Here is a 13,126-nt window from a genome sequence, read left to right as displayed (position 1 = left end):
ATACCACACGAGGGTATGGTAAAGTGGAATTAAGTTAGGAGGTTGAAGCGATGGAAAACCCAGTAACAGAAGCTGCCTGCCATACAGAAGAAGCGGTATCCTGCCGGAAAAGTCATCACCCTGAACGCGTGAAAAAGGATTTAACAACCCGATTAAATCGTATTGAAGGTCAAATTCGGGGCATTAAAGGGATGATAGAAAAAGACGTGTATTGTGATGATGTGATTACACAGCTGTCTGCAACACAATCTGCGTTAAATAGTGTAGCGAAGATTCTATTGGAAGGCCATCTAAAAGGCTGCGTTGTAGACCGTCTTTCTGAAGGTGATGAAGAAGTTTTAGACGAATTGCTAGTAACAATTCAAAAGCTAATGAAAAAGTAATTTTTTTATCTTTTATATACCCCTTGTGTGTATAGTGTGCTAAACCATTAATCAATTAAAGGAGAGAAAAAATATGCAAAACGTAACGTTAAACGTACAAGGAATGTCATGTGGTCATTGTGTGAAAGCGATAGAAGGAAGCGTTGGTGAATTAGCCGGTGTTAGCGAAGTAAATGTAAAATTAGCCGAAGCTTTGGTTGATGTATCTTTTAATGAATCCGAGGTGTCTTTAGACCAAATTAAAGAAACGATTGAAGAACAAGGTTATGATGTAGAATAAGAGTGCTATTTAAGCACTCTCTTATTTTCACTAATATATACCCTATACAGGTATGAGAAAGGAAGAGGTAACATGAGTACGGAAGCTGGCAACGTAAAAGAAGCAAGTCTTCAAATTACCGGGATGACATGTGCAGCATGTGCGACCCGTATAGAAAAAGGGCTGAATAAAATGGCTGGTGTCGAACAGGCATCTGTCAATTTAGCGCTTGAAAAGTCGACGATTAAATATGATCCAACAAGATTGAGCGAAGCGGATTTTGAAAAGAAAATCGAAGCACTCGGTTATGGTGTAGTAAAACAAAAAGCGGAATTTGAGATTACGGGAATGACTTGTGCAGCATGTGCAACGCGCATAGAAAAAGGGCTGAACAAGATGGATGGTGTGGCAAGTGCAAGTGTCAATTTAGCTCTTGAAAAAGCAACAATTGAATTTAATCCTTCAGAAGTAACGGTGGCAGATGTAATTGCTAAGGTAGAAAAGCTGGGCTACGGTGCGCACCAAAAGCAGGAAGATCAAGAGCAGGCAGACCACCGGGAAAAACACATTAAGGACCAGCAGCGTAAATTCATTATTTCGGCGATTTTATCGTTGCCGCTGTTGTGGACGATGGTCGGTCACTTTTCTTTTACTTCATTTTTATATGTACCGGATTTCTTAATGAATCCGTGGATTCAATTGATTTTAGCGACACCGGTACAATTTATTATCGGGAAACAGTTTTATGTAGGTGCTTATAAAGCTCTCCGCAATGGCAGTGCGAATATGGATGTACTCGTTGTGATGGGGACTTCAGCAGCATACTTTTACAGCCTGTATCAAGCGATTATTACGGCTGGTTCACACCATGGACCGCATTTATACTTTGAAACGAGTGCGGTACTGATTACCTTGATTCTTTTAGGTAAATTATTTGAGGCAAAAGCTAAAGGCCGTTCATCTGAAGCAATTAAAAAATTAATGGGGCTCCAGGCTAAAACAGCCATCGTTGTCCGTGATGGTGTAGAAAAGGAAATACCGCTGGAAGAAGTAGTGATTGGTGACATGATTCTCGTGAAGCCGGGTGAAAAAATTCCAGTTGATGGGGAAGTAGTAGAAGGAACAACGGCCGTTGATGAATCGATGCTGACAGGCGAAAGTTTACCGGTGGATAAAAAAGCAGGGGATTTATTATACGGCTCCACAATTAATAAAAACGGTTATATCAAGATGACTGCAACAAAGGTTGGGCGTGATACAGCATTAGCTCAAATTATTAAGGTGGTGGAGGATGCCCAAGGTTCCAAAGCACCAATCCAGCGTCTGGCCGATCAAATTTCGGGTATTTTCGTACCGATCGTAGTAGGGATTGCCGTCATTACCTTCTTAGTATGGATTATATGGGTGAAGCCTGGTGAATTTACGCCGGCACTTGAAGTGTTAATTGCAGTCCTTGTGATTGCTTGTCCGTGTGCGCTTGGTTTAGCAACACCAACCTCCATTATGGCAGGCTCAGGCCGTGCTGCTGAATTCGGTATTTTGTTTAAAGGCGGCGAGCATTTAGAGCAAACGCAAGGCATTGACACAGTGGTTGTGGATAAAACAGGTACTGTCACACATGGTAAACCTGTTTTAACAGATGTTTATGTAGCAGATGGTCAAGATGAAGAGAAGTTTTTATCGCTGATCGGTGCAGCGGAAAAACAATCGGAGCACCCATTAGCGCAGGCAATCGTGCAAGGAATTCAAGATAAAGGCATTGAACTTGGCAGCATTCAATTTTTCGAAGCGATTCCAGGTTATGGTGTGCAGGCGACGATTTCCGGTCAGGGAGTCATTATCGGCACACGAAAGCTCATGCTGCAGTACGGTATTGATATCACTTCTGTACTACCAGCAATGGAGGAGTTAGAGAAAGACGGTAAAACAGCTATGCTGGCAGGAATTAATGGACAATATGCCGGAATGGTTGCCGTAGCGGATACAATTAAAGATACTTCTAAAGAAGCAGTACACCGTTTGCAAGAAATGGGTATCAACGTGATCATGATGACAGGTGATAATGAACGGACAGCTCAGGCGATCGGCAAAGAGGTAGGCGTAGATGCAGTTATTGCGGAAGTGCTTCCTGAGGGGAAAGCAGATGAAGTGAAAAAACTGCAGCAGCAGGGCAAAAAAGTAGCGATGGTCGGGGATGGTATTAACGATGCACCGGCACTCGCGACAGCCGATATCGGTATGGCAATCGGTACAGGTACAGATGTTGCAATGGAAGCGGCGGATATTACATTAATACGCGGCGACTTAAACAGTATTGCGGATGCAATTTTAATGAGCCGTAAAACGATGCGTAATATCAAGCAAAACTTGTTCTGGGCATTTGCCTATAACATTATTGGTATTCCAATTGCTGCAGCTGGCTTCCTTGCCCCGTGGGTAGCAGGAGCTGCTATGGCGTTTAGTTCGGTGTCCGTTGTGCTTAATGCGCTGCGTCTACAAAGAATAAAATTAGAAAAATAATATGAGATTTCAATCAATATGGAAATCTTCTCTATAAACCTTATATAACGGCCGGTCTTTAGCCGGCCGTTATTTTTGTGATTTTTTATACCGTGCTTATTGTACATAAAAAAAGAAAGCGAGGAACTAATATGGAAAATGTCGTGAAGAAAATAAAGATTGCTATAAATGGTGGAATAGACTTTGGTGCAAAGCTCAGCGCAAAACAGCTTATTACCATTTCGAAGTATATGAATGAAGATGAACAGCTTGAGCTCACAACGTTTCAACAGCTCTACATTGAAATACCAGAAGATAAAAAGGAGGAAATAATAGAAGAGTTTCAAAGTGTTGGGTTAGCATGTTATCCTGTTGGAAACTACGTTAAGAGCTTGAGAACATGCAATTTCTGCAAGGGGGAAGAAGAGGAAGGAATGCCTGTAGCTAAAGAACTAAACCGCCGGGTTGCAGGGAAACCTGTACCCTTTACATTGAAAGTCGCCTACACAGGGTGTCCCGTTGGCTGTGGCGAGCCTTTGTTAAGTGATATCGGCGTAATGAAAATGAAAGACCATTACAATTTATATATTGGTGGAAAAGCAAAAGGAAAAGATGCTGAAGTCGGCTCTTTATTCAAGGAAAATTTAACGCCGGAGGAACTGTATGAAACAGTGGAAAAAATACTAGCTGTCTACTCGAAGCAGGGGAAAAAGCGGGAGTCATTTCATAAGTTCCTAAAGCGATTTGGTAAAGAGCAATTGATAGGTTAAAAAGATGGAAGGGGAGCAAGAAGTTTACCTAACAAGTGTAGTATTACGATAAGCGGGATCTCACTCTATAACATCGTACAGAAAGGCCTGTACCCATTCAAATTCCGGGTACAGGCCGCTTAAAAGATCTTTATTATGTTTACCGGCTTCCTAATAAGGTTTGCCGGTTTTCTTTATGAATAGTAATTACTGAGCAGTTAATCCGCCATCAATTACGAATTCAGATCCTGTTGAGTAGCTTGAATCATCAGAAGCAAGGAATAATACCATTTTAGATACTTCTTCTGATTGCGCTAAGCGTTTTAATGGAATACTTTTTGAGAATTCCTCTACTGCTGCTTTTGTATCTTCTTGTACAATCATCGGTGTTGCAATAACACCAGGGTGTACAGAGTTTACACGAATACCCATTGGTGCTAGGTTCAGCGCAGCTGCTTTTGTCATACCGCGTACTGCGAATTTTGTATCTGTATAACCGACTGCTCCCCCAACTAAGCCGTTCATTGAAGAGATATTAACGATGGAACCACCGCCTGCTTTCATCATGGAAGGTGCCACTGTTTTCATGCCCAGGAATACAGATACTTGGTTGATTTCTACGATACGGCGGTATTCCTCAACTGTAATATCAAGTATGTTTTTCGCCATTGTAATACCGGCGTTGTTTACTAATACGTTAACAGGGCCAAAAGCTTCTTCCGCTTTCGCAATCACTGTTGCCCAATCTTCTTCAGATGCAACGTTTTGTTTAACGAAGAGTGCATTTTCACCTAATTCAGCTGCAAATGCCTGACCTTTTTCCTCGTTTAAATCTGTTAAAACAACCTTTGCCCCTTGCTCTATGAACAATTTTGCGTGTGCTGCACCCATACCTTGTGCTGCTCCTGTAATAATTGCTACTTTGCCTGCTAAACGACTCATCTAAAAAGCCCCCTATAATTGATTCACTAAAGTTGATAGTTAACTATCACTTTTATATTTACTAGTAAACAACTTTCCCGTTCGAATGTCAATTAATCGCGCTTATTTATAATGGCCGAATATAAGATAAAAATACATCCTTCATCAAGACGAGCTGCTTATCCACAGAAAGCAGTGCCGACAGATCAGAACCATGAGCAGTCAAACTGGATTTGAAAGAGAAGATGGCGAAATTTTGCACCATTGTCAACATAAATACATCCAGTTCCACATCTTTTCTTAACGAGCCGTCCTGCTTGCCTTGTTCAGCGAGGGTTAATAAGATACCGGCTAATTTGCTCCGTACTAAAAAATATTCGGCGTGATGATCAGGTGCTTCCTCGGCTATTTTTTCATATAAATCAAAGGACTCGAAAAACTTTGCCAATCGCAGCTGCGGGTCCTTCATTCCTTCTATATAATAGTCCAGGATCTTCTCTGTTTTTTCATATGCAGGTATCGTCTGCTCGACAATTTCCCCAATAGCCGAGGCCATTTCATCTGTAATCGCATTCGTCGCGGCGATAACTAAGTATTCTTTTTTGGGGAAATAGCGAAACAATGTCGCAATCCCAACTCCAGCGGTATCTGCTATGTCCTGCATTTGTATATGCTGCACACCTTGCTCCAAAAATAAATCTTTTGCAATCTGGATAATATGCTGGCGGCGCTGCTGTTTTTGTTGTTCCCGTTTGTTCATTTTCTTCACTCCAACTGTGCATTATGCAAGAATTGTAACATACTTATTTCACTGACAACTGTATGTAGGGGATAAGGGGCAGGGTGCTTAAAAAAGAGTGAATAAATAAGAGCGGAAGTTTTCCATTGCTTAGTTTGAACCAAAATAAGCAGCATTGTACCGAAGACCCGCTATTATGAAGAGTATGCGGGCGGCTACTTGATAAAGGTAGCCAGCCAGAAGTTAAAGCGTGTAGTGGAATCTGGCAGCGGCTATGCTACTGCATTTAGCGGAACGCTTTCTGCATAGGTTGATTAACGGATTGTAGGAAATGTAATTTGATTAGCGAAATGAAAGCCCCGTTAGCCCTATAAGGAAAAGGGCTAACGAAGCAGCTTTTTGGTGTGAATTAGCACAAGCATTTTCATATATCAAATTTGTATTTCAATTGTTGTTCCACAGCCGATTTCACTATGAATGGTGATTTGGCCGTCGTGGGCTTTTATAATGTCATTGGCGATCGCCATGCCGAGTCCTGATCCCTTATGAGCAGTCCCTGTATTTGTACCGCGGTAATACCGGTCAAATATTCTTTCAAGCTCCTCTTTTTTTATACCCTTGCCGTCATCTTTTATCGAAATATATATGTGTTCTTTTTTCTCAATAATTACTTCTATCTTTACGTCATCATTGTTATGAACAATCGCATTATAAATTAAATTAGTGACCGCCCTGCGGAAAAGGATTTCATCTACATCTAATATGATGCTCTCCTCGTTTACAGCAAACTGGATATTATGGTTGGCATATCTTGGGTCGTTTAATAGATCAATTACGATTTTGCGCAATAAAGCGACAATATTTACCTCTTTTTTAACTAACGACAGTTCTTTATTTTTTAGTCTTGTGGATAAATTTAAGTCTTCCACTACCTCTTTAATATATATAGATTTTGCTTCGATAATCTCTGCGTATTCCCTTATTTCCTCCAGGGTGAAGTCATATGAAGGTTCCTTAATCATCTCCGCATACCCCTGGATGGAGGACAGCGGGGTTTTAATATCGTGGGAAATATTCGAAATCCATTCTTCCCTCATCGAATCTAACCTTTTTCTTTCTCTTTCGCTCAGCTTCAATTGGTCCGATAAATGATTTAAATTATAGAATACGTTTTTATACAGTCCTTTTGAATGGGGGTGATGATTAAATTCATGATTGGCCAATTTTTTTATACTCTCAATGAGCGTATATAATGGCTGTGTCAGCCTTTTACTGAAAAGATAGCCGACTAATAACGCTATAAAGATGTCTATCAGGAAAATAATCATTCCTATATTAATTGCTCTAAAAATATCCCGTTCATCGAAAGAGATAAAATTCCGGTTTAAAGCGGGATTTTCAATTCCGATTAAATAGCTGAATTCACGGTCGTTATTTTCCTTTGCCCCAACGTAAACGACTGTATTGGCATCTACTTCTTTATATTTATACATTTGAACAATATCAGCAGGGGTATATTTTTTCTTAACATGCCCAGGAACCCTAAAACCGTAGACTTCTTTACCGTTTTCATCTAGTATTTGGATCCAAGCATTCTTTTTTACCAACTTTTTTTGTCCGGTTTCAGAAATTGTTACCCCATGATTATCTGTCATAATTTCCTTTTGGAAAGCTCTCGTGAATTGCTCCGGCGATATTTCACGATTTTGAAAAATAGGGATATCGAAAGTAAGTTGTGCCGTAAGCATCGCTACCCCTAAGATGAGATTGATGAAAATAACTAGGACAACAACTAATACAATAGATAATAAATATCTTCCTGTCAGCTTCCATTTCATACTTATGCATCCTCGATAACGAGCTTATAGCCTAAACCTTTAACGGTCACTAGATATTGAGGGTGTGAAGGCTGGTCTTCGATTCTTTCCCGAAGTCTGCGGATATGGACCATGACTGTATTATCCATGCCGAAGAAGTCTTCTCCCCAGACATTATCGTAAAGCTGTTCCTTACTGATCACCTTGTTCTTGTTTTGAAGGAAAACCTTCATTAATCCGAGTTCTTTTGGCTTCAATTCAATCACTTGTCCGTTCTTTGTGAGCTGTGCCTTTTCTTCATCCAATTCAAACGGGCCAGCCTTGAATTTTGTCTCTTTCAGCGGTTCAGCCTGCATATATTCAGCCCGGCGCAAATGAGCCTTTACACGATAAGCAACCTCTTTAGGGCTAAATGGCTTTGTAATATAATCATCGCCGCCGATTGCAAAGCCCAATATTTTATCAATTTCCTCGGTTTTTGCAGATAAAAACAGGATAGGGACGTTGGAGATGTTTCTGATTTGCTTACACACATCATAGCCTTCGCCATCCGGCAGCATAATATCCAGTAGAACAATATCCGGATTATTGTTTTGAAATTGAACAAGCCCTTCCTTTGAAGTAGTGGCTGTTATTACGTTTTCTATTCCTTCTTTTTTTAATACTGTTTTAATTAGTCGTAAGATGTCTTCCTCATCGTCGATGAGTAAGACTTTTTTGTTAGTCGACAAGTTCGCTACCTCCAAGTTTGTCTTTTGCCTATTATATTATAGTAAAAAGGAGTTGGGACAAAACAAAAAAAAGCCATATTTCTTTTCAGAAAAAATGTCTTTTTTTCGATATAGAGAGAATTGATTTCCGTTACGTGGACGCTTTCCACGGGCCCGGCTAGAGCCTCCTCGTCACTTTGCTCCTGCGGGGTCTCAAGACACGGGCTGTTCCCGCTGGAGTCGCCCCTTCACTCCAATCAATTTCTTAATATAATTCTTTGCTACTGGAATAAACGAATCATCCAAAACATTCATTTATTTCCTAGCCTTTTATTATTATTTCGCTAACTTCTCACTAGCCTTTTTAGGGAGCTCATCCTCTTTTACTTCCTGATAAGAGGTAACACCTTTATCATCTTTCAAAAACAAAGTTAAATAAGCGTTTTCCCGCAGCTGCTTTTGAGCAGTAAATGTTACTGTTGTTTCGCTGCCATCCTTGTCAAAGGCAGGGAGGTTATATTCATAGCTTACATACTTTACTCCTTTGTCATCTTTATCTTCTAGTATTTTTCCTGGTCCAGTAATTTGAGTATAATATTGTTCTGCTCCGAGTCTATTGAAGTTTACATTTTGGAGTACAAGTAATCCGCCAACTAGAATTACTGCGATAGCTGCAATAGATCCTATTAATTTTTTCATAGTTTTTCCTCTTTTCTATTTAACGATTATTTTGTAGTAGTTTCTTACTGTTAAGAAGTAATAGGCAATGTAAATAAAAGCGTAGACGCCTATACAGATGATGACAGGAGTAATCAAGTTCGTTTGCATTAATTTAGATAATGCGGTTAAGGCCATGATCGAGTGACAGACACCGGCCAATAATGGCAGGGCAAAGATAAATAAAATCTGTTTTGAAATTGATTTTTTTATCTCCTTCTTTTTCAAGCCGATTTTGTACAAAATCATATAGCGGTCTTTATCCATAGTTGCCTCTGTCAGCTGCTTAAAGTAAATAATGCTTCCAGTGGCAGCGAGAAATACCAATCCTAAAAATCCGCCAATAAAGATAAGTAAACCTGTTGATTCCAATCCCCGAGAGTAATCGGCATAATAGCTTGAGAAACTTGCTTCCTCGGGTAACAACGTTTGGATGTCTTTTGTTAATGTTTTGGCATCCTCTTCATTTTTCAATTCGTAAGCTTCCATGTTTACAAGATTTGTTCCACCTGCAAGTTTAGAAAACAACTCATCACTAACAACAACGGTAATTCCTGCTGTTGAAGGATTGAGGACATTATATTCCTTCATATTTGTAAAGGTAATATTCTCGCTGCGGTCATCAGTGTTTAGCGAAACCGATGCCCCGATATATTTCGGGGAGAAGCCTTCGTAATATCCAGCCTCCAGTGCAGCTGCCTCATTTCCTTTTAATGATAGGGAATCCTCTTTGTTTTGCAATTTGGCTAATTTGTTAAAGGTTTTATTGTCGATAATGCTGTATTCCATGACATCCGGTAAGTTATTGTTATGAAGGTTTGTAATATCGACATCCATCATTACCGTTGGGACAGTCATGTGATAGACAATTGTATGGTCTTTATCCTGTGAGATACGCTCTTCAATTTGGCTGGTTACATGCTTGTCCTGTGCCATAAACATCAAGCTATTCGGATTTGCCAGCTCTGCATTGCTAGTATTGTTATAGTAAAAACTATAGGCAGCGCCGACTGCAGTCAACGTAGTGGCACTTAACACAGCAATAATCGTTAAAGTAAGCGCATTTCCCTTGATCCGGTAGAGAAGCTGGGATGTACTGATTAAATTGATGCCATTCCAAAAATGGCGTTTATTTTTTCGCAGCAGCTTTAATAAATAAACCGTTAATGTACTAAATAATAAATACGTTCCAAGAATGACTGTGACTAAGATGACAAGCGGAGTTAATAAAAAGCCAATTTTTCTCCACGCTTCAGATTCCAGCATATTTTGCGATGCAAGCCAGTATCCAATTCCAATTAACAGAATGGACATGATAGCTGTGATGATAGAAGCTCTTGGCTCCTTGTCACCTTCCTGCTCGGCCTTGAATAACTCGATTAATTTAAAACGGTAAATTAAGCGGTACCCGTGTATCGAAGTAATCACCGTAATCAGAACGAATACAATCATCGTATTTATGATTGATTGAGGTGAAACAGCAAAGCTTCCAATCGCGTCATAACCCATGATCTTCAGCAAAATCGTAACAAATAGCTTAGATAGGATTGAGCCGAGGATAATCCCGATCAATAGGGCGATAATCCCCATGATAAAGTTTTCATAAAATAACATCCGGCCAATTTGCTTTTTGCGAACACCAAGTAAAGAATAGAGCCCGATTTCTTTTTTCCGTTTCTTCGTAAAAAATGAATTGGAATACCAGATAAATATCGCCACAAATATGATGAGCACAATGGATGCTCCATTAAAGACAGAGCTGATTTTAGTAGACGAGTCTGTTGTTTCCTGTACTACTTGATCATATTTTAACGACACAAAGGTAAAGTAAATGACAATACTGAAAATCATTGAACCGATATATAAGAAATAATTGGTGAAGTTTTTCTTGATGTTCTTTCTGGCGATGCTAAATAGCGTCATTAATGCCCACCTCCGAGTGAAGCAAGGACATCTAGTATTTTTTGAAAGAATTCTTGTCGGGAATTCTGCATCTTTTGAATCTCTGCATAGATTCCGCCATCTTTGATAAATAAAATACGTTTACAGAAGCTTGCTGCAAAGGCATCATGTGTAACCATCATGATCGTTGAATGATTCTGCTCGTTAAGCGCTGTTAAGCTTTCCAGCAAATCAACAGCGGATTTTGAATCCAGTGCTCCTGTAGGCTCATCCGCCAATATGAGACTTGGTTTTGTTACCATCGCTCTTGAAGCAGCCGTTCTTTGCTTTTGGCCCCCGGAAATGTGATAGGGATATTTATTAAGTATTCCTTCAATTCCAAACGTAACGGCGATTTCTTTGACACGGTTTTCTATTTCTTCAGCAGGCATTTTTGATAATGCCAGTGGCAGCAAGATGTTCTCCCTAACCGTTAAAGTATCAAGCAAATTATAATCCTGGAAAACAAAGCCGAGGTTGTTACGGCGGAAGTCCGATAATTGCTCTTCCTTCATCGTAACAATATTTTGCCCGGCAATAATAACTTCCCCTGAAGTTGGTGTATCAATGGTAGATAATATATTGAGTAATGTGGATTTCCCGGCACCTGAAGGCCCCATGATGCCAATAAATTCTCCTTCTTTTATTTCAAAATCAATATTATCCAACGCCTTATATTGATTTTCTTTCGTACCGTAAACTTTCTGCACATTTTTTGCACGTAAGATGGTTTTCATCGAAAAGTCCTCCTTTAATGACTACAAAACTGATTATAACGACCGAACCTTACACCGTTTTAATCCCAACCTTACATAAACCTTAAAAATAGAGAAATCGTCCGAAATGCAGTTTTTTGATTCTCAATCTTTATTTTGCAGCTTAGAAAGAAAGACGTTTTGCCGGCGGGTCCATTGTAATTGATGGAGAGAAAAGGAATAGAGCCTGTTTATATAGAACGTAATAACTATGGATGAGGGGGAGAATAATATAAACGTTAAAGTTATGATCAATATGCCGATTTCCGATAATGAAGTACCGGATTTAAGGGAGCTTGTCGGATGGGGGAGACGTGATAAAGATTACCCGGCGTTGTTTGAACGCTGTAATTTCTGGGCCGGGGTGAGGGATGAGAAGGACAAGCTCATTGCCTTCGGGTATATTTGCGGAATGGGTTTGGAACATGGGTACATGGAAGATATCATCGTTCATCCTTACTATCAGGGACGGGGAATAGGAGTCGAATTAGTAAAGGCGTTATTAAAAGAGGCTGAACAGTTTGGATTGAAAATTGTTACTGTATCATACGAGGAAAAGAATACGAATTTTTATAGAACGGCCGGATTCACACCCGGTGCTGGCGGAGTCTGGTTTTCATCAGAATAGAAGAGAGATTGTGTGAAAAATCTATCTGCTAAAAGCCCAAAACACTATTATTAAGCGTTTGGGGCTTTCGTTCATCTATTTAAATCTTATTAACAGCTGTATTTAAAAATGGCTGACCCCAAAGAACTCGGTTAAAGGCTGAGTTCTCCCGCATTTATCCCATTCAGCATATAACTGAAATACTTTTTTGATGTCACCTTCATGGCACTCCTCTACTAAATATTGAATAGCCGATGAGCTTCTCCAATAGTTCAGCATGATGGCAGGAAGCGTGTCTGTTCCATAACTCCCCGTACCAAAGTCGTCAAGTGAATGCCGGCCATATTTCTCTTTAAACAATTGAATCATTTTCTGATCTATTGCCCGTGCTTCTTTAAATTGTTCGGCAGTTAGCGTGAACTTTTGGGACATATATTCACACATCCCTTCCTCGAACCAAATGCTATCGAAGCGCCCATCCTCAAATTCGTCAGGAAAGAGCTCAATATGGTGAGTCAATTCGTGGGCTGCTATACAAAAAACATGATCAATTGTAATCGAGTTAAAGTAATTTTTAATTTCCTGTATATGTGAGTGTTCTGCTGTCTCCAGCCCGTCTAATTGGGAAAGATGAAAAGCACGCCATTCCTGTACACTGGGCGTCATATAAATGGTATCCCTGTTAGTGTAGGCTGGCACCGGGACTTTTGAAAAGACGGAAGTAGCATTTTCACTCGTTGTCCATACGATGGCCTTAGGAAACTCCCTTAAATCAAATTCTTTTACAAGCAATTCCTGATAGCTTTCCCATTTACTATGTAATTTTTCTATATCTTCTTTATATAAATCGTATTCTTCTATACTTTCAAACGCCAGAATTTGTTTCATCATTTACAGCCTCCTTTATGCTATTATTGTACCATTATAAATGGAAGAGTTATGGTCATTTTTACATAAATACCATTTAAAGGTTCACCATCCTCAATCTGAAGTTGATCTCCATTTTGGCTGGACGCTTTCCTGGGGGCA

General features: G+C 39.8%; 13 protein-coding genes. 5 read left to right on the top strand and 8 right to left on the bottom strand.

What is annotated here, in order from left to right; genetic code table 11:
- Positions 1-50: 50 nt before the first annotated feature.
- The 4 genes from BOD01S_RS10925 to BOD01S_RS10910 all read left to right on the top strand — a co-directional run bounded on the left by BOD01S_RS10925 (position 51) and on the right by BOD01S_RS10910 (position 3,911).
- Positions 51-383, top strand: coding sequence for a metal-sensitive transcriptional regulator (locus tag BOD01S_RS10925; RefSeq protein ID WP_036153982.1), 333 nt, complete (start codon positions 51-53; stop codon positions 381-383).
- A gap of 73 nt (positions 384-456) precedes the next feature.
- Positions 457-663 (top strand): copper chaperone CopZ, encoded by a 207-nt coding sequence (gene copZ, locus BOD01S_RS10920; protein WP_036153984.1) that lies wholly within the window; start codon positions 457-459, stop codon positions 661-663.
- A gap of 72 nt (positions 664-735) precedes the next feature.
- Entirely contained in the window at positions 736-3,162 is a 2,427-nt protein-coding gene (locus BOD01S_RS10915) for a heavy metal translocating P-type ATPase (protein ID WP_036153986.1), read from the top strand.
- A 131-nt stretch (positions 3,163-3,293) separates the two neighbouring features.
- Positions 3,294-3,911 carry an NAD(P)/FAD-dependent oxidoreductase gene (locus tag BOD01S_RS10910; protein WP_036153988.1) on the top strand — a complete coding sequence of 206 codons (618 nt, stop codon included), beginning with the start codon at positions 3,294-3,296 and terminating at the stop codon, positions 3,909-3,911.
- 186 nt (positions 3,912-4,097) lie between these two features.
- Here the strand turns inward: BOD01S_RS10910 and BOD01S_RS10905 are convergent, their stop codons facing one another.
- The 7 genes from BOD01S_RS10905 to BOD01S_RS10875 all read right to left on the bottom strand — a co-directional run bounded on the left by BOD01S_RS10905 (position 4,098) and on the right by BOD01S_RS10875 (position 11,472).
- Positions 4,098-4,832: a glucose 1-dehydrogenase gene (locus BOD01S_RS10905; RefSeq protein ID WP_036153990.1), complete on the bottom strand. Its 735-nt coding sequence runs from the start codon at positions 4,830-4,832 to the stop codon at positions 4,098-4,100.
- Between the two features lie 106 nt (positions 4,833-4,938).
- Positions 4,939-5,571, bottom strand: coding sequence for a TetR/AcrR family transcriptional regulator (locus tag BOD01S_RS10900; protein WP_036153992.1), 633 nt, complete (start codon positions 5,569-5,571; stop codon positions 4,939-4,941).
- 410 nt (positions 5,572-5,981) lie between these two features.
- Positions 5,982-7,388 (bottom strand): sensor histidine kinase, encoded by a 1,407-nt coding sequence (locus tag BOD01S_RS10895; protein ID WP_036153994.1) that lies wholly within the window; start codon positions 7,386-7,388, stop codon positions 5,982-5,984.
- Positions 7,389-7,390: 2 nt separating this feature from the next.
- Complete coding sequence (locus BOD01S_RS10890; protein WP_036153996.1) at positions 7,391-8,098, bottom strand: response regulator transcription factor; 708 nt, start codon at positions 8,096-8,098, stop codon at positions 7,391-7,393.
- 315 nt (positions 8,099-8,413) lie between these two features.
- Positions 8,414-8,776, bottom strand: a complete 363-nt coding sequence (locus BOD01S_RS10885; RefSeq protein WP_036153998.1) for a YxeA family protein — start codon at positions 8,774-8,776, stop codon at positions 8,414-8,416.
- A gap of 15 nt (positions 8,777-8,791) precedes the next feature.
- The gene (locus BOD01S_RS10880; protein WP_036153999.1) at positions 8,792-10,717 is read right to left on the bottom strand and encodes an FtsX-like permease family protein; all 1,926 of its coding nucleotides are present in this window, start codon (positions 10,715-10,717) and stop codon (positions 8,792-8,794) included.
- Complete coding sequence (locus BOD01S_RS10875) at positions 10,717-11,472, bottom strand: ABC transporter ATP-binding protein (RefSeq protein ID WP_036154001.1); 756 nt, start codon at positions 11,470-11,472, stop codon at positions 10,717-10,719. Before BOD01S_RS10875 ends, BOD01S_RS10880 begins: the two co-directional genes overlap by 1 nt.
- Positions 11,473-11,701: 229 nt before the next feature.
- Between BOD01S_RS10875 and BOD01S_RS10870 the strand changes: the two genes are divergently transcribed.
- Positions 11,702-12,118 (top strand): GNAT family N-acetyltransferase, encoded by a 417-nt coding sequence (locus BOD01S_RS10870; RefSeq protein ID WP_244887301.1) that lies wholly within the window; start codon positions 11,702-11,704, stop codon positions 12,116-12,118.
- A 102-nt stretch (positions 12,119-12,220) separates the two neighbouring features.
- Here BOD01S_RS10870 and BOD01S_RS10865 read toward each other — a convergent pair whose 3' ends face one another.
- Complete coding sequence (locus BOD01S_RS10865; protein WP_036154003.1) at positions 12,221-12,988, bottom strand: hypothetical protein; 768 nt, start codon at positions 12,986-12,988, stop codon at positions 12,221-12,223.
- Positions 12,989-13,126 lie beyond the last annotated feature (138 nt).

The sequence above is a fragment of the Lysinibacillus odysseyi 34hs-1 = NBRC 100172 genome (assembly GCF_001591965.1).
Classification (GTDB): Bacteria; Bacillota; Bacilli; order Bacillales_A; family Planococcaceae; genus Lysinibacillus_B; species Lysinibacillus_B odysseyi.
The sequence above is the reverse complement of the archived record's forward strand: the minus strand, read 5'-3'. Positions and strand labels throughout refer to the sequence as shown.